27 protein-coding genes are annotated in these 26,830 nt (G+C 68.0%); 15 read left to right on the forward strand and 12 right to left on the reverse strand.

The genetic code is table 11. From position 1 onward, the window contains the following. Nucleotides 1-118 precede the first annotated feature (118 nt). A complete protein-coding gene (locus OG555_RS15235; protein ID WP_329483532.1) occupies nt 119-1,318 on the reverse strand; it encodes an MFS transporter in 1,200 nt (399 codons plus the stop codon). Nucleotides 1,319-1,385: 67 nt separating this feature from the next. Here OG555_RS15235 and OG555_RS15240 point away from each other — a divergent pair, with 67 nt between their 5' ends. From OG555_RS15240 to OG555_RS15250, 3 genes are read left to right on the forward strand one after another with little or no spacing between them, the layout of a single operon-like run. Then, on the forward strand, nt 1,386-1,802 hold the full coding sequence (locus OG555_RS15240) for a helix-turn-helix domain-containing protein (protein WP_329483534.1): 417 nt from the start codon (nt 1,386-1,388) through the stop codon (nt 1,800-1,802). Nucleotides 1,803-1,859: 57 nt separating this feature from the next. After that, nucleotides 1,860-2,372 (forward strand): SigE family RNA polymerase sigma factor, encoded by a 513-nt coding sequence (locus tag OG555_RS15245; protein WP_329483535.1) that lies wholly within the window; start codon nt 1,860-1,862, stop codon nt 2,370-2,372. An 11-nt stretch (nt 2,373-2,383) separates the two neighbouring features. Further along, nucleotides 2,384-3,394 carry a hypothetical protein gene (locus OG555_RS15250; RefSeq protein ID WP_329483536.1) on the forward strand — a complete coding sequence of 337 codons (1,011 nt, stop codon included), beginning with the start codon at nt 2,384-2,386 and terminating at the stop codon, nt 3,392-3,394. A 9-nt stretch (nt 3,395-3,403) separates the two neighbouring features. On the opposite strand, the gene OG555_RS15255 is transcribed toward OG555_RS15250, so the two are convergent. Further along, nucleotides 3,404-3,979: a TetR/AcrR family transcriptional regulator gene (locus OG555_RS15255; RefSeq protein WP_329483537.1), complete on the reverse strand. Its 576-nt coding sequence runs from the start codon at nt 3,977-3,979 to the stop codon at nt 3,404-3,406. Between the two features lie 37 nt (nt 3,980-4,016). Between OG555_RS15255 and OG555_RS15260 the strand changes: the two genes are divergently transcribed. Together OG555_RS15260 and OG555_RS15265 are read left to right on the forward strand one after the other, a co-directional pair. Further along, complete coding sequence (locus OG555_RS15260; protein ID WP_329483538.1) at nt 4,017-4,394, forward strand: nuclear transport factor 2 family protein; 378 nt, start codon at nt 4,017-4,019, stop codon at nt 4,392-4,394. Continuing rightward, the gene (locus OG555_RS15265; RefSeq protein ID WP_329483539.1) at nt 4,391-4,594 is read left to right on the forward strand and encodes a heavy-metal-associated domain-containing protein; all 204 of its coding nucleotides are present in this window, start codon (nt 4,391-4,393) and stop codon (nt 4,592-4,594) included. The genes OG555_RS15260 and OG555_RS15265 overlap by 4 nt, the downstream gene beginning before the upstream one ends. A 7-nt stretch (nt 4,595-4,601) precedes the next feature. On the opposite strand, the gene OG555_RS15270 is transcribed toward OG555_RS15265, so the two are convergent. The 3 genes from OG555_RS15270 to OG555_RS15280 form a co-directional block, all read right to left on the reverse strand. Next, complete coding sequence (locus OG555_RS15270; RefSeq protein ID WP_329483540.1) at nt 4,602-5,186, reverse strand: dihydrofolate reductase family protein; 585 nt, start codon at nt 5,184-5,186, stop codon at nt 4,602-4,604. A 64-nt stretch (nt 5,187-5,250) separates the two neighbouring features. Next, nucleotides 5,251-7,767, reverse strand: a complete 2,517-nt coding sequence (locus OG555_RS15275) for a Tex family protein (RefSeq protein WP_329483541.1) — start codon at nt 7,765-7,767, stop codon at nt 5,251-5,253. Nucleotides 7,768-7,989: 222 nt separating this feature from the next. Continuing rightward, nucleotides 7,990-9,162, reverse strand: a complete 1,173-nt coding sequence (locus OG555_RS15280) for an IS110 family transposase (protein WP_329484779.1) — start codon at nt 9,160-9,162, stop codon at nt 7,990-7,992. A 667-nt stretch (nt 9,163-9,829) separates the two neighbouring features. Between OG555_RS15280 and OG555_RS15285 the strand changes: the two genes are divergently transcribed. Beyond that, the gene (locus OG555_RS15285; protein ID WP_329483542.1) at nt 9,830-10,228 is read left to right on the forward strand and encodes a hypothetical protein; all 399 of its coding nucleotides are present in this window, start codon (nt 9,830-9,832) and stop codon (nt 10,226-10,228) included. An 83-nt stretch (nt 10,229-10,311) separates the two neighbouring features. Beyond that, nucleotides 10,312-10,695 carry a hypothetical protein gene (locus tag OG555_RS15290; protein WP_329483543.1) on the forward strand — a complete coding sequence of 128 codons (384 nt, stop codon included), beginning with the start codon at nt 10,312-10,314 and terminating at the stop codon, nt 10,693-10,695. Between the two features lie 3 nt (nt 10,696-10,698). Here OG555_RS15290 and OG555_RS15295 read toward each other — a convergent pair whose 3' ends face one another. Together OG555_RS15295 and OG555_RS15300 are read right to left on the reverse strand one after the other, a co-directional pair. After that, nucleotides 10,699-12,186: a DHA2 family efflux MFS transporter permease subunit gene (locus OG555_RS15295; RefSeq protein ID WP_329483544.1), complete on the reverse strand. Its 1,488-nt coding sequence runs from the start codon at nt 12,184-12,186 to the stop codon at nt 10,699-10,701. 61 nt (nt 12,187-12,247) lie between these two features. After that, the gene (locus OG555_RS15300; protein WP_329483545.1) at nt 12,248-12,883 is read right to left on the reverse strand and encodes a DUF624 domain-containing protein; all 636 of its coding nucleotides are present in this window, start codon (nt 12,881-12,883) and stop codon (nt 12,248-12,250) included. Nucleotides 12,884-12,960: 77 nt separating this feature from the next. On the opposite strand from OG555_RS15300, the gene OG555_RS15305 reads away from it, so the two are divergent. From OG555_RS15305 to OG555_RS15330, 6 genes are all read left to right on the forward strand, one after another. Then, nucleotides 12,961-14,040 carry a substrate-binding domain-containing protein gene (locus OG555_RS15305; protein ID WP_329483546.1) on the forward strand — a complete coding sequence of 360 codons (1,080 nt, stop codon included), beginning with the start codon at nt 12,961-12,963 and terminating at the stop codon, nt 14,038-14,040. A gap of 34 nt (nt 14,041-14,074) precedes the next feature. After that, nucleotides 14,075-14,491, forward strand: coding sequence for a hypothetical protein (locus OG555_RS15310; protein WP_329483547.1), 417 nt, complete (start codon nt 14,075-14,077; stop codon nt 14,489-14,491). Continuing rightward, nucleotides 14,488-15,642 carry a hypothetical protein gene (locus OG555_RS15315; RefSeq protein ID WP_329483548.1) on the forward strand — a complete coding sequence of 385 codons (1,155 nt, stop codon included), beginning with the start codon at nt 14,488-14,490 and terminating at the stop codon, nt 15,640-15,642. Before OG555_RS15310 ends, OG555_RS15315 begins: the two co-directional genes overlap by 4 nt. A gap of 214 nt (nt 15,643-15,856) precedes the next feature. Then, nucleotides 15,857-17,131 carry an extracellular solute-binding protein gene (locus OG555_RS15320; protein ID WP_329483549.1) on the forward strand — a complete coding sequence of 425 codons (1,275 nt, stop codon included), beginning with the start codon at nt 15,857-15,859 and terminating at the stop codon, nt 17,129-17,131. Continuing rightward, entirely contained in the window at nt 17,128-18,066 is a 939-nt protein-coding gene (locus OG555_RS15325; protein ID WP_329483550.1) for a carbohydrate ABC transporter permease, read from the forward strand. Before OG555_RS15320 ends, OG555_RS15325 begins: the two co-directional genes overlap by 4 nt. Before the next feature lie 16 nt (nt 18,067-18,082). Beyond that, nucleotides 18,083-18,961 (forward strand): carbohydrate ABC transporter permease, encoded by an 879-nt coding sequence (locus tag OG555_RS15330; RefSeq protein WP_329483551.1) that lies wholly within the window; start codon nt 18,083-18,085, stop codon nt 18,959-18,961. A 440-nt stretch (nt 18,962-19,401) separates the two neighbouring features. Here OG555_RS15330 and OG555_RS15335 read toward each other — a convergent pair whose 3' ends face one another. Then, complete coding sequence (locus tag OG555_RS15335; protein ID WP_329483552.1) at nt 19,402-19,950, reverse strand: TetR/AcrR family transcriptional regulator; 549 nt, start codon at nt 19,948-19,950, stop codon at nt 19,402-19,404. A gap of 143 nt (nt 19,951-20,093) precedes the next feature. Here OG555_RS15335 and OG555_RS15340 point away from each other — a divergent pair, with 143 nt between their 5' ends. Both OG555_RS15340 and OG555_RS15345 read left to right on the forward strand, forming a co-directional pair. Beyond that, on the forward strand, nt 20,094-20,918 hold the full coding sequence (locus tag OG555_RS15340; RefSeq protein ID WP_329483553.1) for a DUF6544 family protein: 825 nt from the start codon (nt 20,094-20,096) through the stop codon (nt 20,916-20,918). Nucleotides 20,919-21,141: 223 nt separating this feature from the next. After that, complete coding sequence (locus tag OG555_RS15345) at nt 21,142-21,930, forward strand: nitroreductase/quinone reductase family protein (protein ID WP_329484823.1); 789 nt, start codon at nt 21,142-21,144, stop codon at nt 21,928-21,930. Nucleotides 21,931-22,112: 182 nt separating this feature from the next. Here OG555_RS15345 and OG555_RS15350 read toward each other — a convergent pair whose 3' ends face one another. Genes OG555_RS15350 through OG555_RS15365 form a run of 4 tightly spaced genes read right to left on the reverse strand, consistent with a single transcriptional unit; the run spans nt 22,113 to nt 26,749 of the window. Continuing rightward, a complete protein-coding gene (locus tag OG555_RS15350) occupies nt 22,113-22,877 on the reverse strand; it encodes a class I SAM-dependent methyltransferase (RefSeq protein ID WP_329483554.1) in 765 nt (254 codons plus the stop codon). Nucleotides 22,878-22,931: 54 nt separating this feature from the next. Then, the gene (locus OG555_RS15355; protein WP_329483555.1) at nt 22,932-23,681 is read right to left on the reverse strand and encodes a RibD family protein; all 750 of its coding nucleotides are present in this window, start codon (nt 23,679-23,681) and stop codon (nt 22,932-22,934) included. A 30-nt stretch (nt 23,682-23,711) separates the two neighbouring features. After that, nucleotides 23,712-26,045 carry an ABC transporter permease gene (locus tag OG555_RS15360; RefSeq protein ID WP_329483556.1) on the reverse strand — a complete coding sequence of 778 codons (2,334 nt, stop codon included), beginning with the start codon at nt 26,043-26,045 and terminating at the stop codon, nt 23,712-23,714. Continuing rightward, nucleotides 26,042-26,749: an ABC transporter ATP-binding protein gene (locus OG555_RS15365; RefSeq protein WP_329483557.1), complete on the reverse strand. Its 708-nt coding sequence runs from the start codon at nt 26,747-26,749 to the stop codon at nt 26,042-26,044. The genes OG555_RS15360 and OG555_RS15365 overlap by 4 nt, the downstream gene beginning before the upstream one ends. Nucleotides 26,750-26,830: the final 81 nt, after the last annotated feature.

Raw genomic sequence — 26,830 nt, forward strand, 5'->3', positions numbered from 1 at the left:
CCGCGGAAAACCGCTGTCAAGAAGGTTTGCAGTAATTTACCAATAACGATTCGGCGACCGTGTCTTTTCGACCGCCGCAGAATATATGACGTCCTGCTAACCGTTTGCACCCGGTTGCTCACGCACCGGTAGAAATTCTGGTGAAAGCCGCCGGATGACCCGGTACGACGGCCAGCGTCAAAGGTGCCGCGAGTACGGCGAAGGCCGCCAGCAGGTTGAGGGTCAAGGGCAGGTCCAGCACGAGCGTCACGGCCGGGGCGACGAGGGCGCCGATCAGGAGGGCGAGGGAGTCGGCGGCGAAGAAGAGTGCGCCGACGCGTCCGAGCATGGCGGTCGGTGCGGTCCGTTGGATCGTGGTCTCCGCGGTGATCAGGAGGATGCTGCCGGGAAGGCCGATCAGGCCGGCGGCCACGACTGCCCACGGGATGCTCGGGGCGTTGAAGAGGGCGAAGAAGGCCGCGGCCGTCGCGAACTGGGTAACGGCGAGCAGTTCGCGAGTCCCCAGCCAGGTCGCGGCCCTCGTGCTCAGGGCGGCGCCGATCAGGTAGCCGGCGCCGAGGCCGGAGATCAGGTAGCCGACGACGTAGCCGGGTGCGTGCAGCCGGTCGACGGCGAAGGGGACGAGGAGTGCGGTGAGGCCGGCGTTCGCGGTGAGGAAGATCGTCTGGCCGACGAGGACTCCGCGGAGTGCGCGGTGCCGGACGACGTACCGGAATCCTTCGAGGGGTCGTGATGTCTCTCGGCCGGACGGGTGTCTGTGGGTCCGGACGGTCGCGATGATTGCCGCTGACAACAAATAGCTGGCGATGTCGACGGCCAGCACGAACTCGATACCCGGACCGGCCAGCAGCAGTGCGCCGAGCGGTGGTGCGGCGAGCCGGATCGTGCTGCTGGTCAAGGCGTTCAGGGCGTTCGCGGCCGCGAGCTCGTTGCCGGTGCCGACGACGGCGGGGAGTAGGGCGCGGGAGGCCGGCCGGAACACCATGGTGGCGATGTTCTCGGCGAGGATCGCCAGGTAGATCAACCAGATCCGGTCCGCGTCGGCGAACAGGATCAGCGCCACCGCGGCGGCGCTGACCAGATCAGCGATCCACATCGCCCGACTCAGGTCCCAGCGATCCAGCAGTACGCCGGCCCACGGTCCGAGCAGCAGTGCCGGCAGCGCCTCAAGGGCGAGCGTGAGGCCGGTCGCGACCGTGGATCCGGTCAGCGCGAACACGTAGAACGGGATCGCGACCACCAGCAGCCACGAGCCGATGCCGGAGATCCCGCCGCTGATCCACAGGCGGCGGAAGTCGCGGTTCCGGAGTGTCCTCACGGCCTGAGAAACTATCTTGACGAGATAGATCTTGGCAAGAGTGTTCTGTGAGAATAGGCTGACGGTCGTGCAACTGGGTGAGCGCCTCCGTGAGCGGCGCAAGGCAGCGGGGCGGACCATCGCGTCGGTCGCCGTCGACGCGGGACTGTCCGTGCCCTATATCGCCAACCTGGAGAACGGGCGCGGCAATCCGACCGTGGCCGCGCTCGACCGGCTCGCCACGGCCCTGGGGACCCGGCTCGAGGTCGGCATCGCCGACGAGCCACCTGACGCGACCCAGGCGTCACAGGCCTCGGCCGACTTGGTGAGCGGCTCCGATCGATCCGGCCAGGTCATCAGGGTTTTGGCCGTAGCTCAGTCGCGTTCCCGATCCGCGGTCCGGGCCGATGTGATTCGAGCCGTCGACGGGCTCACCGCCGTACTCGATCGTCCCTTGTCGGATGCGGACCTGAACCGGCTGCTCGACCTCCTACTGCTGGCCTGATGCAACCCCGGACGACCCGCTGCCCGTAATGAGGGGGACAAGGGAGAGTGAGGGGCGATGGTGGATCGGGATCGGGAGTACGTCGAGTTCGTCGCCGCGGCCAGTGGGTCGTTGCGGCGGACCGCGTTCCTGGTCTGCGGGGACTGGCATCGCGCCGACGACGTCGTTCAGGACGCGCTGTACAAGTTGTACCGGTCCTGGTCGAAGGTGGATCGCGGCGGGAACCCGCTCGCGTACGCCCGCCGCGTCGTCGTCAACGCGGCCCTGGACAGCGGTCGGCGCTCCTGGCGCCGGGAAGTGCCGACCGTTGACCTGCCCTCCGACCGGGTTCTGCCGGGCGATCACGCCGACGAGCACGCCGAGCGGGACGAGGTCCTGACCGCGCTCGGCGCGCTCGCGCCGCGGCAGCGCGCCTGTGTGGTCCTGCGGTACTACGAGGACCTGTCCGTCGAGCAGACCGCCCAGATTCTGGGCTGCTCGGAGGGCACGGTGAAGAGCCAGGTGGCGCGTGGACTCGCAACTCTCCGGATCGCCATCGACCGGGCCCGGCAGACGGAGCGGGCCCTGTGAAGGAGAACGACATGGATGACATCGGCGCCGAACTCCGCCGCCTCGCAGGCGCGGATCCGCTGGACCCGATCAACGCGCCCGCACTCCTCGCCCGCGCTCACCGCGGCCGCCGCCGGCGCAGGCTGCTGTCGGCCGCCGGAGGCGTCGCCGGCGTCGCCGTGGTCGCGATCGCCGCGAGCCTGCTTCCGAACCTGAACACCGCCGACAGGCAACCTGCTGTGACCGGTACGAACGCACTCGCGACCAAGGCGGTGCAGCCCGACTTCACCCCGGTCCGGGGCATTCCGCGCGGCGAGGCGGGGGCCGCGGTGAAGCTCACCCTCGCCGAGGCGACGCGGCTGTGCACGCTGCGGTACCCACAGAACAAGCGCCCGCTCACACCCAACTTCTTCTGGTCGACGACCCATACAGTGCCGTACGCGCAGCAGCAGGGCGACCGGTTCGCGCTGTGCACCATCCCTGGCGGAGATCAGCCGTCGAGCGCCCTCGCCGCAGCCGCTCAGCGCGACCCGATGCCGGCCGAGGCGTCAGCCCAGCTGAGGAACTGCTCGGTGCTGTTCTGGACCGACCTGAGGAACTGGCGGGTGATGGCGTCGGACACAGCACCCGGGCGAGTGACCCACCTGATCGCGGTGTCTCCGTCGGGCCGCAAGTACGTCGACTGCGCGCTGGTCCCGAAGCCGGACGGCACCGCGACTCCGGCCGGATCCGGGCCAGGCATCTACGCCGTTGACGCCGGTGGCCGGCTGAAGTTCGACGACAATTTCGCGCAGTGGTACGTCGGGTACAGCCAGGGCTGCACCGGGTGTGGGACGAAGTACTACGACGGGACCGGGCGGACCGACTCGAACATCGCGCGGATCCGGATCGCGCCGGTCGGCAGCCGCAACGTGCACGACATCACGCTCCACGACGGCTGGTTCGCGTTGTCCTGGTTCGACCCCGACCCGCACGGCACCGGCAAGGTCAAACTGACCGCCTACGACAAGAACGGCAACGTCCTGAAGGTCGTCCACAGCTGAGTGGTGCGCCTATCCCGGAGTGAGCAGTCGCAGGACGCTCGTGCGGAGTGCGGTGGCGGCCTTCTTGGCCGGCAGGCGATCGGAAGCGACCGCCTCGCCGGCCGCGTGGCCCAGCGCGATCAGCGCGTCGACCAGCCAGGCGACCGGGAGGTCGCGGGTGATCTCGCCGGCGCGCTGACCTCGGCGGATCAGCCGTTCGAACCGCTCGACCACCGGGTCGTGCCGCTCGTCCGGTCCGGCGGTTTGCGGCAGATGCAGGAGCAGGGGGTGCTGCTCGAAGCTTCGCCAGCCCAGGTCGATCAACTGCAAGAGTGTGTCGAGTGCGGGGCCGTGATCGAGGTCGAGGATGTCGATCGCCTGCATGGTCTCGCGGGTGAGTTCGTCGACGACGGCGTTCATCAGCACGTCGCGGGACGGGAAGTGCGCGTACACCGTCTGTCGCGTGACCCCCGCTGTCTCGGCGATCCGCTCCACGCTCGCGTCGATCCGCTCGTCCAGCAGTGTGATCGCCGCGGTCAGGATCGCGACCCGGCTCCGATCCGCGTCCGCCCGACGTCTCCGTCGTACCGGCTCATTCTTTGACACCTTGTCAAGATTAGCCGATCCACCTATCTTTGACGGTATGTCAGAGTTAAATGCACGGGAGTTCGTCGCGGACTTCTTCGAGTCGTTCACCCGGGAGGTCGTGGCCGGTGGCGATGCGGCGGAGGTCGTGGACCGGTACTACACGCCCGACGTCGAGCAGATCGCCGATGGCGTCACGCTGGATCGGCGGCGGCTGATCGACCATCTGCGGCCGATCCGGAAGAACCTGGTGGCCTGCTCGTACGACGTCCACGAGGCGATGCGCACCGGCGATCGGCTGGCGGCGCGGTTCACCGTCCACGCGGAGATGCGCCGGGGCCGGACGATCTCGACCGAGGTGTACCTGTTCGGCGAACTCGCGCCCGACGGCCGGATCCGTCGTACCACGCAGGCGACGCGGGATGTGAGCGTGTGACGACGACTGTCCGGGTGGCGGGGATGAGCTGTGGGCATTGCGTGCGGTTCGTGGCCGATGAGCTCGAGGCCGTGCCGGGGGTCGAGTCCGTGGCCGTGGATCTGGCCACGTCGATGGTCACAGTGGTGAGCGACCGCGAGCTCGAGCCGGCCGCGATCCGTACGGCGATCGAAGCGGCCGGCTACGAGGTCGCCGATTGATCAGCTGTCACCGGTAGGTCAGCAGCACGACGCCGCCGGCGAACGCGCGGCTAGTGGTGAGTCGCAGCTTGTGGGGTGTGCCGTCGACGAATAACCGCCGCCCGCTGCCGACCACCGTCGGATAGACGAACAGCCGGTACTCATCCACCAGGTCGGCCGCGATCAGTTGGTGAGTCAGTTGGATGCTTCCGGTGCACACGATGTCGCGGCCGTCAGACTCCTTCAGTTTGCGTACGTCGTCCAGTCCGCGGAGCACTGTGGTCGGCTCCCAGCCCGGCTCCTGCAGCGTCGTGCTCACGACGTACTTGTGGACCTGGTTGAGGTACGCGGTGATGCCGGTGGTGTCGTCCGTCTGCTTCGGCCAGAAATCGCGCATGTCCTCGAACGTGTGGCGTCCGGTCAGGAACGCGTCCGCCCGGGCTGACTGCTCGCGCACCGCCTCGAGCACATCCGGCCCGCCGTCGGCCGGGCCGAACCAGTCACCCGCCTCGATCACGCCGTCGACAGTGATGTTCTGGGTGACGATCAGATCGCGCATCAGGTTGTCCTCCTCGGTGGCTTCACCGGGGTACGTCGGAGTCGTCGGCGTCATCTCGACATCGGAAGCGCACAAGCCCGCCCCGAGGTGCTTGGGGCGGGCTTGTGGCGTAGCCGGATCAGCGGACGGTGAAGCCGGCCTTGCGGAAGGCGTCGGCGAGAGACGTTTCGTCCATCGGGGTTTCGGTCTGGGAGCCACCACGACCTTGGCCGCCGCCAGGTCCACGGTTCCCACGGCGGCCGCCCTGACCGCCCTGACCACCTTGGCCGCCCTGACCACCTTGGGCGCCCTGACCACCTTGGCCGCCGCCTGGACCGCGGCCTTGACCGCCCGGCCCACGACCTTGACCGCCGGGACCACGGCCCTGACCGCCGGGACCACGGCCTTGGCCACCCGCACCGCGACCGCCCTGGCCGCCGGCACCACGGTTGCCCTGGCCGCCCGCCGTACGGGCGCCGCCGCCGACCTCGTCGTCGAGGCGCAGGGTGAGGGAGATGCGCTTGCGCGGGATGTCGACCTCGAGCACCTTCACGGTGACGATGTCGCCGGGCTTGACCACCTCGCGCGGGTCCTTGACGAAGTTCTTCGACAGCGCGGACACGTGCGCGAGCCCGTCCTGGTGGACGCCGATGTCGATGAACGCGCCGAACGCGGCCACGTTGGTGACCTGACCCTCCAGCCGCATCCCCGGCTTCAGGTCGGCGATCTTGTCGACGCCCTCGGCGAACACCGCCGTCTTGAACGCCGGCCGCGGGTCCCGCCCGGGCTTCTCGAGCTCGGCCAGGATGTCCGTCACCGTCGGCAGACCGAACATGTCGTCGACGAAGTCCGCCGCCTTCAGCCGCTTCAGCTCGGCCGACCCGATCAGCGCCTTCACGTCCTGACCGGTCGCGTCGAGGATCCGCCGTACGACGGGGTAGGCCTCGGGGTGCACGCTGGACGCGTCGAGCGGGTCGTCGCCCTCGGGGATCCGGAGGAATCCGGCCGCCTGCTCGAACGCCTTCGGGCCCAGCCGCGCGACGTCCTTCAACGAAGTGCGGGACGTGAACGGACCGTTCTGATCGCGGTGCAGGACGATGTTGTCGGCCAGGCCCGGAGTGATCCCGGAGACCCGGGTGAGCAGCGGCGCGGACGCGGTGTTGAGGTCGACGCCGACCGCGTTCACACAGTCCTCGACCACCGCGTCGAGGGAGCGGGACAGTGAGTTCTCCGGGAGGTCGTGCTGGTACTGCCCGACGCCGATCGACTTCGGGTCGATCTTCACCAGTTCGGCCAGCGGGTCCTGTAGCCGGCGCGCGATCGAGACCGCGCCGCGCAGCGACACGTCCATCCCGGGCAGCTCCTGGGAGGCGAACGCGGACGCCGAGTACACCGACGCGCCGGCCTCCGACACGACCGCCTTGGTGAGCTTCAGCTCCGGGTGCTTGGCGATCAGCTCCGCGGCCAGCTTGTCGGTCTCGCGCGACGCCGTACCGTTGCCGATGGCAATCAGCTCGACGTTGTGCGCGGCGGCCAGCGCGGCCAGGGTGGCGATCGACTTGTCCCACTGGTTCTGCGGGACGTGTGGGTAGATGACGCCGGTGTTGACCACCTTGCCGGTCGCGTCGACCACGGCGACCTTCACACCGGTCCGGAAGCCCGGGTCGAGGCCCATGGTCGCGCGGGTGCCGGCCGGGGCGGCCAGCAGCAGGTCGCGCAGGTTGGCCGCGAACACCCGGATCGCCTCGTCCTCGGCGACCTGCCGCAACCGCATCCGCAGGTCGATGCCGAGGTGCACCAGGATCTTCGTCCGCCAGGCCCAGCGAACCGTCTCGACCAGCCATTTGTCGGCGGGACGGCCCTGGTTCTCCACGCCGACCTTGCGGGCGATGGTCGACTCGTACTCCGTCGGTCCGTCGGCCTCGACCCCGGCCGGGAGCGGCTCGACGATCAGCGTCAGTACGTCCTCCTTCTCGCCGCGGAACATCGCGAGAATCCGGTGCGACGGCATCTTGGTGAACGGCTCGTCGAAGTCGAAGTAGTCCGAGAACTTCGCTCCGTCGGTCTCCTTCCCCTCCCGCACCGCCGACGCCAGCCGGCCCTGCGTCCACAGCCGCTCGCGCAACTCACCGATCAGGTCGGCGTCCTCGGCGAACCGCTCGACCAGGATCGCCCGCGCGCCGTCCAGCGCGGCCTGTGGGTCCGGGACCTCCGCGTTGACGAACACCGCGGCGGCCGCGATCGGCTCCACGTCCGGGTCGGCCATCAACCCGTCGGCGAGTGGCTCCAGGCCGTTCTCCCGGGCGATCATCGCCTTGGTCCGGCGTTTGGGCTTGAACGGAAGGTAGATGTCCTCCAGCCGCGACTTGGTGTCCGCGGCGAGGATCGAGGCCTTCAGCGCGTCGTCGAGCTTGCCCTGACTCTCGATCGACTCGAGCACCGTCTGGCGGCGCTCCTCCAGCTCGCGCAGGTAGCGCAGGCGTTCCTCGAGCGTGCGCAGTTGCGCGTCGTCGAGCATCCCGGTGACCTCTTTGCGGTACCGCGCGATGAACGGGACCGTCGATCCCTCGTCCAGCAGCGCGACCGCTGCCCGCACCTGATTCTCACCGACCTCCAGCTCCTCGGCGATCCGCTGCTCGACCGACTGCACCACCACTGTCCGATTCCCCTCTACCGACAACAAACCCACGGCACCAGCACCCGCGTGAGCCATATCCTTCCCCATCCCACCCCCCACCCCGAAACCCCATCCCCTCCACCTGTGGACAACCCCGCCCTCACGCCTCACAACCCGAGGGCACGGGACCGGACAGTCGGAGCACACGCAACGCCGATCAGTGACGTGGGCAGCTCGACAGACATCCCAGGAGTTTGGGTGTCAAGCTGCGAGGGTTTGGGTGGGGTGGGTCCAGGCGGTTGTTTCGTTGTAGTGGGTGTTGGTTTTGAGGCAGCCGTGGAGGATGCCGACGAGTCGGTTGGCGAGTTGGCGTAGGGCGGGGTTGTGGTCGGCTCCGCGGGCTCGTTGTTTGTCGTAGTAGGCGCGGGCTCCGGGCGAGGCGTTGAGTGCGGCGAAGGCTTGGCTCATGAGGGCGTCGATGAGCCGGTCGTTGTGGACGTAGCGGGCCAGGGCGACTTTCTTCTTGCCCGAGGCGCGGGTGATCGGGCTGGTCGCGGCGTAGTTCTTGCGGGCTTTGGCCGATGCGTAGCGGTCGGGGTCGTCGCCGAATTCTGCGAGCACCCGGGCGCCGAGGATCGGTCCCAGCCCGGGCTGGGACAAGATGATCTCAGCGGCCGGGTGCCGGCCAAAATGGGCCTCCACCTGCCCTTGCAGGCCGGTGACCTGCTCGTTGAGGACGGCCAGGACCGCGACCAGTGCGCGGGTCGAGGCGGCGTAGGCGGCGGTGACCACCGCGGGCTGGCCGAGGTGCTCGGCGCGCAGCGCCGCCTGGATCGCCGCGGCCTTGTCGGCGATGCTGCGGCGACGGGCCCGTTTCAGCGCCGCGGTGATCTGGGCGGTGGTCAGCCGGGCCGCCGCGGCCGGGTCGGGGGCCTTGGTCAGCAGCTCGAGGGTGTCGGCGGCGTCCAGGTCCTCGAAGGCTTCCAGCGCGGCCGGGAAGTACTCGCGCAGCGCGTGCCGCAACCGCTGCGTGGTCCGGGTCCGTTCCCAGATCAGGGTCTTGTGCATCCGGGTGACGACCTTGATCGCCTCGGCCTCGGCGCTGTCACCGGCCACCGGGCGCAGCTGGTGGGAGTCGGTGCGGACCATGTCGGCCAGCACATGCGCGTCGGCCGCGTCGCTCTTGGCACCCGACACCGCGTGCCGTTTGCGGTACTGCGAGGCCTGCAACGGGTTCACCGCGAACACCAGGTACCCCGCGGCCACCAGCGCGGCCACCCACGGGCCCCGATCGGTCTCGATCCCGACCACCACCTCGACCTCGTCAGGATCAGCCGCACCGAACTGCTCGGCCACCAGCGCATGCAACCGCGCCATCCCCGCCACCCCCTCGGGCAACCGCGCCTTGGCCAGCACCCGCCCCGCCGGGTCCATCACCTCCACATCGTGATGCGCCTCGGCCCAGTCATCTCCCACAAAGAACTTCAACACCGATCTCCCACACTCTCGACGCCATCCACACCACCAGCAAGCCGGTCGGGAGAACCATCAGCGACCTAATGAAGCAGTGCTCACGCCCCCCAACCACACCAAGGGCCGGGCACGACATCCCATCAGCGATCAAATCTCCCGGTCACCGGCAGGGGCACGATCTGTCGACAGGACTCAAACGGTCCAGGAGGTACAAGTGCTCACCCACCGGCGGCTTACCAGCCCCGAGTCTGCCCGACGGCGACCCGGTAACTCTCATTAGGAGGTATCCGGCAATCGAGCCGGATTCGCGGTGTCCTCAGGTGGGCGGTGGACGGCAGTGGGCGTATACGTCCTGTCGAGCTGCGCTTCATTTCGGTGCGCGCCGATCCCGCCGCCAGCGGTGACCCGTGGCACAGGGAGGACTGGCTGGCTTGGGGAAGCGCTGCGCGCCTGAAACGAGAGGTGGAACTCCCCAAGCCTACCGACGCCGACCGAGGGCGGTGCGGGGCACGCCTCCGGACCGGGCCGCGCACCCATGGAAATGATCATCTGGTCCTTGGGATGCGGTATGGCGGACTCGCACGCCGGAGCCCGCCACATGCGACCATCTCCTCGGGGAGGGGATCACATGGGGCAGATCGACCGGTTCGTCGAGCGCACACTCGTACCGCCGCGCGGCCTGATGCGGGGGTGGAGCTTGGTGATGGTGGCGGCGCTCGTCGTCCGCGCGGTGCTCCACCATCGGTTCGAGAATGTGCTGGCGGCCGTCCTCTTCACCGTGGTGCTACTTCCGGCGGCGATCGCGCCCGCTGTGGTCGACCGCATCGGCCGTTGGGAGCGGGCCCATCCGGTGCTGGATTGTTTCGTCGCGCTCGCGGTGATCGGGAGCAGTGGCTTCCTTCTCCTGAGGTACTTCCTGGACCGCAGGCTCAGTGCGGCGGTTGCTCTTCCGGTCGCGGCCGGGCTGGCTGTGGTTGGTGTCGTCTGGAGACGGAGCACGCCACGACCATCGTCGGATCAGACATGACCGTCTTGGCGCGGGTGGCTTCGGTGCTCAAACACCGGCACGAGACGTTCGCGAGATGGAGTCTGAGAAGACCCGGTCGGACGGTGCGGCTGTTCGCGCTGTCGATTCTGCTCGTCTGCCTCTACGCGTTACCGGAGGCAGCGGGTTGGCACGACTACCTCTGGGCGACGTGGTCGTTGCTGCTCACGGGCTTTGTTGCCATCGCGCCCAGAGGCTTCTACGACGGGCGGTTCGAGCGGTGGACCCGTGAGCACGAAGGGTTGGCATCAGTTCTGACTGCGGGCTTCGTCGTCTTCCTGGGTCTTCTGTTCCTGTCCGATCTCTTCGCAGTACGCACGAGCCTGCTCATAGCCGCACCGCTAGGTCTTGTGCTGGGTGTATCGAGCCGGCTGAGCGGTCGTCGGCGGCATCGAAACGTCGACGAGGGTTCGGCGTCCGACGTGGACGGCGAACCCTCGTCTCGTTAGGTGTCAGGCTGCGTCGAGGGCGAGGTTCTCTTCCGTGTCAGCCTCGGTCGCCTGCTGCTTGGTGGGGCGCATCACCGTGATGGCGATGGCTACCGCGGCGGTGACGATGAGGGCGGCTACGGCGAAGGAGAGGTGGTAGCCGTCGGTCAAGGCCTCCAGGGCCGGCTTGGTGTCGGCGACCGCAGCGGTGCGGGTGGCGGACAGCGTTGCCAGGATGGCCAGGCCGAGGGCGGCGCCGACCTCGCCCATGGTGCCGATCAGGCCGGAGGCCAGGCCCGCGTCCTCGGGCTTGACGTCGGCCATCGACAGGCCCATCAGCGCCGGGAAGCAGATGCCGCCGCCGAGACCCAGCAGGACCAGCACCGGGAGCACGTGGACGAAGTAGTTGCCACCAACCGGAGCCTGCGTGAACAGCGCCAATCCGACCACGATCAGCGACAGTCCGGCGATCAGCGGGCGGCGCGGGCCGAACCGCATCACCAGCTTCTCGGAGTACCTCACCGACAGCAGTCCCATCACCACAGTGGTCGGCAGGAACGCCAGTCCGATCTCGAGAGCGTCGTACCCGAGCACTCGCTGCAGGTACAGCGAACCGAGGAAGAAGATGCCGAACATGCCGGACGCGGACAGCGCCTGGATCAGGTTCGCACCGGTCAGCGTCCGGGAACGGAAGATCCGCAGCGGGACCAGCGGGTTGGCGGCGGTCGCCTCACGGACGATGAAGCTCGCCAGGAGAACCAGCGTCACGACACCGAACACCACAGTCCGCGGAGCGGTCCAGCCCAGCTCGGCAGCCGGCTTGACGATGGTGAACACACCGACCATCAGCGCCGCGGTGATCAGCACCGCACCCGGGACGTCGGTGCCGCGGCCCATTCCGAGACCCTTGTCCTTCTCGATCAGCTTGACGGCCAGTACGGTCGTCAGCACGCCGATCGGCAGGTTGACGAAGAAGATCCAGTGCCAGCTGATCGCCTGGGTCAGAACACCACCGGCGAGCAGACCGATCGAGCCGCCGGCCGACGCCACGAAGGCGTACATGCCGATCGCCTTGGCCTGCTCCCGCGGCTCGGGGAACAGCGTCACGATCATGCCCAGGATCACCGCGGAGGTCAGCGCACCGCCGACGCCCTGGATGAACCGGGCGATCACGAGCACCTCCTGGGACCCGGCCAGCCCGCACAGCACCGAGGCGGCGGTGAAGACGATCAGTCCGGCAACGAAGATGTTCCGCCGGCCGAGCAGGTCGCCGAGGCGACCGGCCAGCAGGAGCAGGCCGCCGAACGCGATCAGGTAGGCGTTCACCACCCAGGCCAGCGAGGAGCTGGTGAAGCCGAGATCGTCCTGGATGGCCGGCAGGGCCACGTTCACCACGGTGACGTCGAGCACGATCATCAACATGCCCGCGCACAGTGTGTAAAGGGCCAGCCAGCGCGAGCGGCCGCCCTGCGCGGCCGGCGGAGTCGCCAGGGAGTCGGTCGTCGCGTACATGTCTATGTCTCCTTGAAGTCCGTCGTTTGGGTCTTACACCCTTACGTCGAACTCGGAGCCCTCAGATTGACACGTCCTCAGAACTTTTTTCCCGACGCACCCGCGACAGCCAGTACGCCGTCAATGCCGGCACCAGCCCGGATCCGACCACCAGCAGCGTCGGGACCTGGGACGCGAGCGCGAACCAGGTGAGCAGTATGACGACCCCGCCGGCCACCGGGATCGGGCGGCGGAGCAGGAACAGGTTCGCGGACCGGAAGACCGTCTTCATGGTCGCGGTCTCCGGCGCGTCCGGGAGGACGGCGAGGCCGCTCAGGTAGAGGCCGAGGATCATCCCGGTCAGCGGGATGAGGATCGCGAGCGCGAAGACCCGCGCCGCACCACCGGAGTACGCCCAGAACGAGATCCCGAACGCGAGCATCACGCCGCCGGCGTACAGCCCGAAACCGGTCAGCCAGAACCGGCGCATCGCCCAGCCGAACTCCTTGAAGTACCGCCGCATCAACTGCGGCCTGTCCTGGCTGATCGCGTCCGGCAGCACCCGCTGCAGCGCGAACGCCGCCGGGAACAGCGTGATGATCCCGAAGCCGAGCACCAGGAAGACGAGCTGCAGCATCAGCAGGTCGCCGATCGTCGACAGCTTCGCCATCACGGTGTTCGTTCGGCCGACGCTGCCATCACGTGGGGGAACAGCCACCGATTGCCTCCTCGTTCCGCGTGGGCGCTGGTTGATCGTATGATCACAAACAATCACCCGAGATCACAGGGGACCGCATGCTTGCACCGGAGCGCCACGAGCTGATCCTGCGGAGCCTGCGCCGGCACGGCCGGCTCCGGGTGGCCGAACTGGTCGCCGAGCTCGGCGTCTCCGCGATCACAGTACGCCGGGACCTGGCCGAACTGGACGCGAGCGGCCTGCTCCGCCGGGTGCACGGCGGCGCGATCGGCGCCAGCCCCGCCGACCAGCAGGCGCAGGGCAGCCGGCTCACGATCGGGATCGTCGTACCGAGTGCGGCGACGTACTACTCCGACGTGATCCGCGGCGCCGAGGCGACGGCCGGCCGGTACGGCGCCCGCCTGGTGCTCGGGGTGTCCGGGTACGACGTGGTGATGGAGCGGGAGCGGATCGACAAGGTGCTCGGCATCGGCGTGGCCGGGCTGCTGATCAGCACCGCGCTCGGCGACGGGGACGCGGACAAGCTCGACGCCCGGCTGGACGAGATCGACGTACCGGTGGTGCTGATGGAGCGGGCGTTCGGGTTCCCGCAGGTGGCGCGCGAGTACGACCACGTCCGCACCGATCACGCGTACGGCGCGATGCTGGCGCTGCGGCACTTCGCGGCGCTCGGGCACCGCCGGATCGCGATCAACCTGCAGGCGACGGTGACGGCGTACTGGCTGCGGCGCGGGATCGAGACGGCCGCGGCGGCGCTCGGGGTCGAGGTGTTCCTGTCGCCGGTGGATCTGCCGGCTGCCGGTGACGATCCGGCGGCGCTCGCGCAGCTGGACGCGTTCCTGGCCGAGTGTGAGGCGTTCGGGAGCCGCGCGGTGCTCGTGCACTCCGACGAGCACGGCGCCCGCCTGGTCGAGCGCGCGATGGAGCGCGGTCTGCGCGTTCCGGACGACCTCGCCGTGATCGCCTACAACGACGTGACCGCCGCCCTGGCCGTCGTACCGCTGACGGCGGTCTGCCCGCCCAAGTACGCCCTCGGCGAGACGGCCTGCGAGCTCCTGCTGCGCAAACTCCAGTCCAAGCCCGGACCCGTCCAGCACCTCAGCCTCCTGCCCCACCTCAACATCCGAACCTCCTGCGGCGCGCTCGAACCAGCCGCCGTTGGCCGCTCGGCCAGGTAAATTCGAAGGTCGCTACCAGGACGAAGGGCAGGACATGGACTACGACCAGTTCCGGACCGAGTACGACCCGGTCTTCGACGTCCTCGACGCCGAAACACTCCCGGACTGGCTACCGGCCGCGGTCACCCGCCTGAAAGACCTCGCCGTCACCATCGAAGACCCCGCCGACCGCCGCTCCGCGGAGAACGACATCGCCGACATCGAGGGCATCCTGTCCGAAGCCGCCGACGGCCCTCCGATCTCCCCGGCCATGCTGGAAGCTATCCGGATCCACTCCGCTGCCGGCGTCGGCGACGGCACTCCAGCCGAGCGCATCGCCCGCGCCGAGGCCGGCATGGCCGAGATCAACCGCATCGCCGAGAGCGTCCCGCGCACCGAGCAGGCGCCGATCCTCGAGCTGAACGAATCCTTGTACATGCTGATCCTGGCCCTGGAACCCGACAGCAGGTGAAAGTCACCAGCTACCAGGAGCTGATGGCGGAGCAGGCCAGGTCCGCCGTCCGGGTTTCTGGTGCGCACCACTCGTCCTGGAACGGTCGGCAGGTCGCCGCCGCACCCGAACGTAAGGTTCGCGGAGCGGTGACGTGGGACAACACGATCGAGTACAACGACGAGAAGGTGAACGCTCCGATCAAGGAGATGTTCGCCAACGCTCGCGTCTACAACCAGGACGCCGAGACGCTGCAGTGGTACCGCGAGGCGGTCAAGACGGTGTTCCACGAGAACACCCACCTCCTCGCGGCCGAGGGGAGCGACCACAAGGACGCCATGCAGGCGTTCAAGGACCCCAGCGTGCGTGCGCTGGAGGAGGGCGTCACCGAGGTCCACAGCTACGACAACCTGAACCGCTACATCGACGACCTCGGGCTCGAGGAGGTCGCGCCCGGGATCAGCTCGGCGGACGCGGACCCGTCGTACCGTCAGTTCACCCCGGCCGCGCGGAGATTCACCGAGGCGATCGGACGCGACACCGGTCTGGGCTCCGAGGAGGCGGTCCGCAGGCTTGCCGTCGTCAACGCCGAGCAGAAGTTCCGGGTCGCAGCCGAACTTCTGTACGACAACAGCGAGCTCCCGGGAATGGTTCCAGACCAGGAGCGGGACGCGTCCGTCCGGCGGATCGAGGCGGCGATGAAGCCGGCCTTCGCCGGGGTCGACGATCTCAGCAAGCTGGACGGCGACCAGCTTCGCCGGCAGTCCGCCAAGGCGGGCGCGGCCGCCGCCCGCGCAGGCCAGGACGAGATCCGGACCCTGAAGCAGCAGTGGAACATGCCGGCGCCTGAGCAGCAGGTGCAGCGGGCGGCCGGGGTGGAGCAGAATCGCGGGAGTCAGCAGGGGCCTGCTCAAGGGCAGGCTCAGGGCCGAGGTGCTCAGGGCCGAGGTGCTCAGGGTCCACGGCCGGCCAGTGGACCTCAGGAGCCGATGCGAACCGGCGGGCCCCAGGGGCCGGCGTTGCCGCCTGATGTGGCGGCTGCGGCTCGGGCTGGGTTGGGCGGGTCGCAGCCGTTGCGGTCGGCGACCCGGTTGGCCGCGGACCAGCAGGGGGCGCGGCGTGCGACCACGACCCCGGGGCACGAGCGCCAGGGTCCGAGTCACGAGGCCTGATCTGTTCCTGCTAGTGAGCGCACTCCCAGCAGACCGCTGACGCGCCCTCTGGACGGAACTTTGATCGATCTAGTTCCGGGAGTGATCGGATTTGATCATTCGAGCTCTGAGGCCTTGACGAGGAAAGCCCTTTCCCATACTTTCGCTGCACTTGGGTGGTGGTCCGGTCCGCCGGACCCGGCCGAAACAGGTTCGGCAGCGAAGGAGTTCCCCTGTGAGACGTGGTGTGGGACTGACCTTGCTGACCGCAGCGCTCAGCGTTGTGGTCAGCAGTTGTGGCAACGGGGTGATCGACAAGAGTACGGACGGGGTTCCGCCGGCCGAGGCCACCGGGACGCTGCGCGTGCTGCTCCCGTCCTTCCCGCCCAGTACCAAGGGCCGGGACGAGTTCCAGAAGGTCGTCGACGATTTCCACCGGACCTATCCGAAGATGAAGGTCGAGCCGGACTTCGCGACGTACAAGAATCTGAACGAGAAGCTGTCCACCTCGATCGCGGCCGGCATCCCGTACGACGTGATGGTCACCGGCGTCGGCTGGGTCCAGCCGTTCGCGTCGAAGCGGATCTTCGAGGATCTCGGCAAGTACGGCGTGACCCCGGACGTGATCAAGCAGAAGAGCCTCGGGGCGCTGATCCCGGCGGCGACGTACGACAACAAGCTGTACGCCTTTCCGTTGATCGCCGACACCCGCGCGGTCGCGTTGCGCAAGAGTGCGTTCCGTGAAGCCGGCCTGGACCCGGACAAGCCGCCGACCTCGCTGGCCGACATCAAGACCGCGGCCGAGAAGCTGACCAAGCGGGACAAGAACGGGAACATCACCCGCAGCGGCTTCGACCTCGCGTCGGCCACCGGCTTCCGGCAGTCGTTCACCACCTTCCTGGCCTCGACCGGTACGCCGCTCTACGTGGGCGGCGAACCGAACTTCAACAACAAGGCGGGCCTGGACACCTTGTTGTGGATCAAGTCGATGATCAACAACGTCCAGCCGTACGGCCAGGCGAACGCCGCCCAGCAACCCCTCGTGCTCACCGGTGAGGCCGCGATGGGGATCGTCAACGGCGGCGTCGACTGCTCGGACAAGGGCATCGGCCAGAAGAACTGCGACGACCTGAAGTTCTTCCGCTTCAACAGCGGCAAGGAGATCGAGTACGTCGGTGGCGACCTGGCGTCGATCGGGTCACGCGCGCGGCACAAGGACGCGGCCTGGACCTTCATCCAGACCCTGACCAAGAAGGACACGCTGGACGCGATCGCCAAGCTGAACAAGAAGATCCCGGCCTACCCGGACGCGAGCAACTCGCCGCAGGCGAAATCGAACCCGTTGAGCCAGTTCGTCGCCGACGGCCTGCAGTACGCCGTCAACGAGAACGAGGTGCCGTCCAACTGGCTCGAGATGCGCGGCAACTTCGACATCCAGCTCACCCAGGCGGTCCTCGGACAGAAGGATCCCGCCAAGGCGCTGGCCGACCTGGCAGGACAGTCCCGATGAGCACAACACTTGAACGTCCAGCACTGGACACCCCGCGCAAGGTAGCTCCGGCCAAGGACAGCGGCACGCTGCTCCGCAGTCAGGTCCGGACCGGCTGGGCACTGCTGACCCCGGCCCTGCTCCACTCCGGCATCTTCATCGTCATCCCGGTCGTCGCCGTACTGGTGCTGAGTCTGACCGACTACAGCTTCGGTGACACCTGGTCCTGGGTCGGTTTCGGCAACTACTCCGAGCTGTTCCGCGACGTCGACTTCCAGGCGTCGCTGTGGCACACAGTCCTGTACGCGATCGTGGTGATCCCGATCTCGATGGCGATCTCGCTCGCGGTGGCGATCGGGCTGAACCAGAAGATCAAGGGACTCGGGTTCTTCCGGACCGCGTTCTACATCCCGACCGTGACCGCGACGGTCGCGGTGGCCACGATCTGGCTGTGGATCTACAACCCCGGCTCCGGGCTGGCGAACGGGTTCCTCAGTTTGTTCGGGTTCGCGCCGAACCGCTGGCTGGCCGACCCGGCGACCGCGCTGCCGTCACTGATGGTGGTCGGCATCTGGCAGGGCCTCGGGACCAAGGTGATCATCTACCTGGCCGCGCTGCAGGGCGTCTCCCGCGACCTGCTCGAGTCGGCCGAGCTGGACGGCGCCAACCGCTGGCAGAAGTTCGCCAACGTGACCTGGCCGGCGATCGGTCCGGTGCAGTTCTTCGTGCTGATCACCTCGATCGTCGGCACGTTCCAGGTGTTCGACCTGGTCTACGTGATGACGCAGGGCGGTCCGGGTTCGGAGACCCGGGTGTTGGTGATGGACATCTATCAGAACGCGTTCCAGGACCTGAAACTCGGCTACGCGTCCGCCGAGACCGTGATCATGATGCTCGTGATCGCGGCCTTCATCAGCGTCGGGCGCCTGATCCAGAGGGCGGATGCCAATGACTAGCGTTACGTTGCCGGCGGTGGATTCCCGCAAGCCGTCGGCGTTCCGGCCCGGCCGGATCCTGCTGTACGTCGTGCTGCTGGTCGGCGCGATCCTGATGATCACGCCATTCGTCTGGATGCTGCTGACCGCGTTCAAGAACAATCTGGAGATCGCCACGTTCAGCTGGCTGCCCAAAGAGCTGCGCTGGCGCAACTTCACCGAGGCGATGCAGACCGCGCCGTTCCTGCGGTACTTCCGCAACAGCCTGTTCATCGCGGTCGGCGAGACCGCCTTCACCCTCGCGGTCTGTACGACGGCCGGCTACGCGCTGGCGAAGCTGCCGTTGCGCGGGGGCAAGATGTTGCTGAACTACTTCATCCTGCTGTTGCTGGTGCCGTTCCAGATCATCCTGGTGCCGCTGTTCATGATCGTGAAGTCGATCCCGCTGTTCGGCGGCAACAACATCCTCGGCCACGGCGGTATCGGCTGGCTGAACTCGTGGTGGGGTCTGATCATCCCGCTCGGGGCGGCGCCGCTGTTCACCTTCCTGGCCCGGCAGTTCTACGTCTCCCTGCCGGACGAGCTGGCCCAGGCGGCCCGGGTGGACGGGCTCAGTGAGTTCGGCATCTTCTGGCGGATCATGACCCCGCTGATCAAGCCGGCGCTGATCACCATCTGCGTGTTCCAGATCGAGGCGGCCTGGAACGGCTTCCTCTGGCCGCTGATGATCACCACGTCGGACACGATGCGCCCGCTGCAACTGGGGCTGGCGATCTTCTCGCAGAACCCGGCCGAGATCCAGTGGCCGTATCTGATGGCGGGTACGGCGCTCGCGACGCTGCCGATGATCGTGTTGTTCGTGTTCGCCCAGAAGCGGTTCGTCGAGGGAATGGCGAACGTGGGCATCAAGGGCTGAAGCCTCGAACAGGTGCTCACCCCGCCCCGGGCGAGCACCTGCGAGGCCCCCCCTCCACATGCGGTGGTCCCGAAGAAACACCGGAGCGTCCCGCTAGGCCCCCCTGCCGGGTCGCTCACCCGTTTATCGTCCCTGTGTGGCCGCCGTTACAGCATTCGTGAGGTTTTTTCGCGCCTTCCCGAAATGATTTCTCCAACACCTTGCCAAATTCCCCCACCCCAGCTACATCAAGCACCTGGTAAACAACCCTCGGTAGGCGGATCACTGCCGGTCTGCCACCCGACCCGCCGCGACCAGCGGGCCGAGTTGGTCGAGGGGACCGGGCTGAGCGCGCGCTATCACGACGCGTGGGCGGTCGGCGGTGAAGGCATCGGACTCATCTGGATGATCTGATCCCGGAGATACCTGCTTCGTGCGGGATCTGTACGGCGCTCTGCGCGCTAGCTGAGGTGGACGCGTACAACGTGCTTCACCATCGGCGTCAGGTCCGTCGTACCGAGGAGTTCGAGGGCGCTCGTCGCGCGGAGGGTGGCGAGTCCGTGGACGTTGGTCCAGAGGGCGGTCGCGCGTGCTTGCGCGTCGGTCGGCCGGACCTGGGCGACCAGGTCGACGAAGGTCTGGAAGAGCGGCAGTGACGTCGCCCGGAGGTTGCCGCCGGCACCTGCCAGGAGGTCGTGCCGGAACAACAGCTCGAACATGCCTGGGCGTTCGGCGGCGAAGTCCAGATAACGCAGCGCTGCCTCGATCAATAGCTCGTCAGCCTCCCTGTCGCCGTCCTGTGGCACGAGCCGGGAGGCGAGGTCGGCGAGGCCGGTGGCGGCGATCGCGGCGAGCAGGGAGTTGTGGGTGGGGAAGTACCGGCGGGGAGCGCCGTGGGAGACACCCGCGCGCCGGGTGATGGCGCGCAGAGTGAGGTTCGCGAGCCCCTCTTCCTCGAGTAGTTCGATCCCGGCCTGAACAAGGCGATCACGTAGCGGGGGGCTGGTCACCTGGACATTGTCTACGAAGTGGCGCAACTGAGGACGTTCGTCCCTACTGCCGCGACTTCCGCTGGTGAAGGGTGGAGAAGACCACCTGATTTCAGCACGCACAGGACCAGCCATGCCGCTCTCGCCTCGCCGCAGGAACCGTGATGACAACAACACATGACACGCCCGCGGGCTGGGGCCGGGACCGCCTGAGCCGTCGACTCGTCGAGGCGGTCCAAGCCGCCGGGCTGCCCGCCGGCACCGGTAACGAGGCACTGGTAACCGACGCCGACCTGGCCGGGCTGCCGGAGGTCGTTCAGCGCTACCTGCGCTTCATGGGCGTGGTCGGCCGGCCACGGGAGTGGTCTTTCCGCGCCCGGTTCGTCGGGAAGTTCCGGCTGCGGCCACGGCTTGGCTGGATGCCCGCCGAAGCCTGGCAGTACAACTCCGGCATCGAGGTCGCCCGCATCTTCGTGATGCGGCTGCGTTTCGCCCGCGTCGTGCCGATGGTCGGCGCTGACACCTATCTGCACGGGCACGGTCGCATGCTCGGCAAACTGCTCGACAGGATCGTTGTCGCAGACGGCCAGGGAGATGAGTTCGACATCGGTGAGCTGACGACCTACCTCAACGATGCGATCTTGCTCGCGCCCTCGCTGCTGCTTGGCCCGGCGACGTCCTGGCAGCCGGTCGATGGGCACAGTTTCGACGTGGCCCTCACCGATGCCGGGCGTACCGTCCGCGCCAGGGTCTTCCTCGATGAACGGGGCGCGCCCTGCGACTTCAGTACCACCGACCGGTACGCCGACCTGCCCGGAGGACTGGTCCGCGCAGAGTGGCGCACTCCTGTGCAGGATTGGACCGTCATCGACGGACGGCCGGTGCCAGGCCGAGTCAGCGCCGTCTGGCAGTTGCCGCAAGGACCGCTGCGCTACCTCACCGGCCGAGTGACTCATCTGACCCACAATGTGCAGCCCACACCAGACTGATGGGTGCCCGGATCACGGGCTCTCCTCGGGTTTGGCCTGGTGGGTGGTTAGGATGCTCCGCGTGACTGCCGGGTCGGCCATGGGCCATGCACGAGTTGGGTGCCCGGGCGCGTTCTGAGCGCCGGGAGGGCCGTTCGGGGCCCGCCTTCGTTTCTCTGTCGGCAAGGTTTCCACCCCCAGCTCACGAGAGAAGCGACCACTGAACGATTTCACCGAACAGATCATCAAGGAGTTCCGGGCGAACGACGGCCAGGTCGGCGGCCCGTTCACCGACGCCAGATTGTTGCTGTTGACAACCACCGGCGCACGCTCAGGCCGGCCGCACACCACGGTCCTCGGGTACTACCCGGACGGTGAGCGGGTCCTCGTCGTCGGCTCGGCCGGCGGTGGCCCCAAGCACCCCGACTGGTACCACAACCTGATCGCCGATCCGGCGGTCACCGTGGAGACCGGCCTCTTCACCTACCCAGCCACCGCGGTCGTACTGCGGGACGCCGAGCGCGACGAGGTCTTCGCGCGACTCGTCGAGGCGGACTCGGGTTGGGGTGACTACCAGACCCGCACCACCCGGACCATCCCGGTCGTCGCCCTCGTTCCGCAGCCAGGCCCGCCCACCGGCGATCGTGGCTCGTTCGCCGACGCCCTCAAGCTCATCCACACCGCGTTCCGCCGGGAACTCACCTTGATCCGCAAGGAAGTCGCGACATCCGGCACCGCGGGCCTGGGCGCGCAGCTCCGCGTCAACTGCCTCACGGTGTGCCAAGGCCTGCAGTATCACCACACCGGCGAATCCGGCGGCCTCTTCCCGGCCGTGGTCGAACAACACCCCGAGCTATCGGACGAGATCGCCGTACTCCAGTCCGAACACGACCAAATCGCCATACACCTGGCCGAACTGGAGAAGCTGGTCACCGGACCCGAGCCGGATCTCCTGCCCGAGGTCGACCGCATCGTCGCCCTCCTCAACGGCCGCCTGGATCGTGAGGAGGCCGCGCTCCTGCCCTTCCTCTGAGCTCTTGTGCCGGCGTCGGCCGGCAAGGTGGGAGGTCCTCATGTACGACGAGGCCGTCGCGGCCGGCCGGGTTGCGCTCGCCTGGTCGGTCGGCGCTGGCCCGCCCTCCGTGCCGACCTGATCAACCTCTTCACCCGCACCACACGTCAAGCTCCAGCCAGGTCGTCGTACCCGCCGAATACTTAGTGATCCGCGGCCGGGCGGCGGGCCAGTAGGGCGAAGGAGTTGGGGAGCCGGCCGGACCACGCGGCCGCGGTGGTGCCGTCCTGGGGTCGCCAGAACGGTTCGGCGTACTCCTCGAGGACTTGCAGGTGCAGGCCGGCGGTGGTGATCGCGGTGACGATCTGACCGAGGTTCCACTGCCATTCGCGGGCGCCGTTGCCGGGGAAGGTGTCGTTGACGTGTGACTCGGCGAAGTAGCTGCGGTCCGGCCGGATCCGCGGCTCGTCCTCGTCCCACGTCCACAGCGGGACGGCGGGGTGAGCCTCGTACACGAACAGGTGTCCACCTGGCCGCAGTACCCGTGCCACATCCCGAGCCCACGCGGCGATGTCACGCATCCAGATCAACGCGCCTTTGCCCGTGTACACGAGATCCGCGCACCCGTCTCGCACAGGTACGCCGGGCACCTCGGCGACGGCGTACCGGCAACTCACCCCCAGCTCGACAGCCCGCCGTTGAGCCGCACGGACAGCCACGGAGCTGTAGTCCACCCCCACCACGAGCCGGGCCCCCGCCTTCACCAGCCCAACGTCATCCAGTCCATGCCCACTCTGAAAATGCACCACGACCGGCCCTGTCGCGAGCACCGGCGCAAGCAACTCCACCTCCCGCCGCTCCAGCAGCCCATCCCCCCGTGCCTCCGCCAGCAACTCGTCGTACTCCCGAACGTGCTTCTCCGAGGCCCGCTCCCACACCACCTGATTACTCCGCACCACCTCATCCATCCGGGCAGTTTTTCGTACGCCGCATGCAGCTGAGGTCGAATAACTCCGCGGGCATCACCGGATGACCTCGTAGCGGAGGGACAGGACGCCGTCGGGGGTGGTGTTGGTGGAGAGGAGGTGCAGGGCGGTGGGGAGGGTGTCGGGGAGGAGTTCGGGGCCGTCGAAGATGGATGGGACCGACGCGCCGCCGATGGCGGTGGGGAGGAGGACGAGGTGGAGTTCGTCGATCAGGTCGGCTCGGAGGAGGGCGCCGTTCAGGCCACCGCCGGCTTCGGAGATGACGCAGGTGACGCCGAGGACGTCCCGCATCCGCTGAAGTGCAAGGGAAAGGTCGACCCGGTCTTCGCCGGCGACCAGGTACGGGATGGTCTCCCGGCGTAGATAGGAAAGGTGCGACGCGGGTGTCGTGCGGGCGACGAGCAGAAGGAGATCGGTCCCGTCGCCGCCCTTCATGTCCCAGTGCACACGGCCTCGGCTGTCGACGATTGTGAACCACTTCCTGTGGTTCGGCGGCACTGCGGGCAGGTAGTCCTCGTACAACTCGACGTGATCCGCCGGCGGAAGGTCGAGCGGGCCGGCGTCCGGGGTGACGAAGGTGCCGCTGCCCTCGAGGATCGCCGTCGGCGCGTACAGCTCCTCCAAGAGCGCCGTACGCGCGGCCGAGGCAGCATCCGCGCCCGTGGGCCAGATCGATCGCCAGATCGACCCGGCCTCCTCGGACAGCAGCAGCCGATCCCGCCCGAGCGTCACCCGGCCATCCACCGACGCCGTCACCGACACCACCACTCGCGCCCGATCAGTCATGCCGGTCTTCCTATCAGCGGGAACCGACAGTCACTCGTTGTGGAGAACCTCGGCGATGGTGGTGTGAGCGGCGGAGCGGGCCGGGATGTAGGCACCGGCGGCGGAGATGAGGATGCCGGCGAGGACCAGCAGGGCCAGGAGCGACAGCGGGTAGACGTCGAGCATGAAGGCGGGCATTGCCACCTGGGCGCCGTTCGCCATGGCGGGGACGACCAAGCGGTGGGCGAGGATCCCCAAGGGGATGCCCAGCAGGCCGCCGATCGCGCCCAGAGCAGTCATCGACGTGACAACCATCAGCGTGACCTGGCTGGGCGTCATGCCGATCGACTTGAGCATCCCGAGATCGCGGCGGCGTTCGCGGGTGTTGAGGACGACGGTGTTGAAGACGCCGAGCGCAGCCACGGTCCCCAGCATCAGAGTCAGCAGTACGACGGTAGCCAGCACGATCGCGACGAAGCTGCCGGCGTCCTGACCGGAGGTCTCCTGCAGTCCCGAGTCGCCTGCCTGCACGGCCTTGACGTAGGCGTCCAGATCCGTGCCCTGCTTGAGGTTGATCTCGTAGAGCGAGGCGCGCATGGTCGGGGCCACTAGCGCCAAGGTCTGCCAGTTCGACAACACCTCGTCACCCGAGTTGTAGAGCGCCTTACCGACGATCCGCACCTGGACGCTCTTCCCCTGCGCCTGCAACGTGACCGTGTCCCCAACCGCTAACCCACGCTGGCGAAGGAACCGCTCCGACACCACCACCTGGCCCGGACCGTCGAACCACCGCCCGTCGAGGATCCGATAACCGAGCGTTTCGAAGTCCCCACGGTAGAACGACACCCGCAGATCCGTGTTCGTCCCGGCCAGCCGCATATCCAGCTCCCGGCTCGCCGTCACCGACGACACACCCGGAGTGGATCGCAGCAACGCCTCGTCAGCCGCGTCACTCAGCTTGGCGCCCGGTGGCGCCTCCTCACCTGGAGGTGGTGCCCCGCCGTCCGGGACACCTCCGAACATCGCCAGGTCAACCGCACCGACCCGACTCGCGGCGGTCTGGTACGTCGTCAAAGACTTCCCCAGCCCGACCGCCAGCGTCACGCTCGTGACACCCAGAACGACGGCCGCGAGCGTCAGCGCCGTACGCGCTGGCCTGGCGAACGGAAGCCCGAGACCCAGGCTCACCGCCCGCGGCAACCGAGTACCACTCAGCCACCGCTGCGCCCGCAACCCACGCCCGGCCCGTGGTGCACTCCCCGCACTGATCGCCTCGGCCGCCGACAGACTCCGCGCTCGCAACGCAGGCACCAGAGCGGACAGCGCGACCAGCGCAGGTACGCCGAGCATCGCAGCCACGTCCACCCAGACCGGTACGCCGATACCGCCCGCGCCATAGTTCTCGAAAGCCCTTGTCAGCAAGGACTCCGCGAGCACATTGCCCAGCACAGTGCCGATGGCGCAGCCGACGATCGCCGGAATGGACACCATGGCCAGATAGACCGTCATCACCTGCGTAGGCGTGAACCCCAGTGCCTTGAGTACGCCGATGTGCTTGAAGCCGGCGACCACAGCACCACTGACCACGTTGGCCACGATCAGTACGGCGACCGCCAGCCCGAGCCAGCCGAACACCATCAAGAACGGCACAAACGTATTCGGTTCGCCGGTGGCGAGAGCTCGCAGCGCAAGGTACGACTGAGTGCCCACCAGCGCACCGGAAGGCAGACCGGCGGTCACTGCGGACTGACCAGCAGACACCTGTGCGTTGGTCGCGGCCTGGGCGAAGCGGTAGAGCATCTGCGTAGATGTCGGCTTCAACGAAGTCATCTGGGCCGGCGTGACCCACGCATCGGCCGATCCGCTGACGCTGTAGGCGAATCCGACGATGGTCAGCCGCTGACCGCCGGCCACGGTCACTGTGGAACCCACCGTCGGCGCACCACGGCCAGTGGAGTCGGTCGGGTTCCGGTTCAGCACGATCTCGCCCGGCTTGTCCGCCCAGCGCCCCTTCCACACGTTCAGACGGTCGACCGGGCCGCCGGGATCCGCCCGTCCCACCGCCACCAGGGAGAGCGGGATCCCCATGATCCGCGTCGAACTCAGGTCGAGCGTGGCCTGCCCGAACGGTCCGGCCGCAGCCGCGGCACTCTGCGCGGCGCTGGTGAGCTGGGCGTCGCTGACCTTGCTCCGGTCGTACGACGCCACCAGGTGTGCACCACTTTGCTTCGTGTACGCCTGGTCGAAAGGCCCGCTCGACGCGGCCAGCAATCCCAGCGCCACCACGATCATCGTGGTCGACAGCAAAACGACCACACCGATCACCATGGTCTGCATCCGGCGTCGCCGTACCGCTGCTCGCGACACCGGCCACACGGCGCTCACGACGTACGCTCCAGGCTGCGCTCGCCCGCGATCTGCCCGTCGACGAACTCGATCACCCGGCTGGCGCAGCGCGTCGCGAGTTGCTGGTCGTGCGTCACCAGGAGCAGGGTCTGGCCGATCTGGTTGAGGTCCAGCAGCAGGTCCATGACCTGTTCGCCCGCACGGGTGTCCAGGGCACCGGTCGGCTCGTCGGCCAGCAGTACGGCGGGGCGGTTCATCAGCGCTCGGGCGACCGCGACGCGTTGCCGTTCTCCGCCGCTCAGCTGGGCGGGGTAGATGTTCCGGCGGTCCGCGATGCCGAGTTCGTCGAAGAGTTCGAGGGCGCGCTTCCGGGCGGACGGGGCCGACGTACCGGTCAGCTGCGCGGCCAGTGCGACGTTGTCGAGGGCGGACAGGTCGTCGAGCAGGTTGAAGAACTGGAAGATCATGCCGATCCGCCGGCGTCGGTACAGCGCCAGGCCCTTCTCGTCCAGCGTGCCGAGGTCGTCGCCGTGCACCACGACGGAGCCCGAGGTCGGCCGGTCCAGCCCGGCCACCATGCTGAGCAGCGTGGACTTGCCGCTGCCGGACGGTCCCATCACGGCGACCGCCTCGCCGGCCCGGATCTCCAGCGACACCCCGTCCAGTGCGACGGAGTCGCCGTACTCCTTGCGTACGCCGGTGAGCCGCACGACCACCTGTCCGTTGCCTTCGTCATCCGTCATACGTTCACGCTAGGACCGCCCGCACCCGTCTGACGTCAGCCTGCCGGCGTACTGTCCGCGCCTGCTCATCCTGGAGATGTA

The sequence above is a fragment of the Kribbella sp. NBC_01484 genome (assembly GCF_036227145.1).
GTDB lineage: Bacteria > Actinomycetota > Actinomycetes > Propionibacteriales > Kribbellaceae > Kribbella.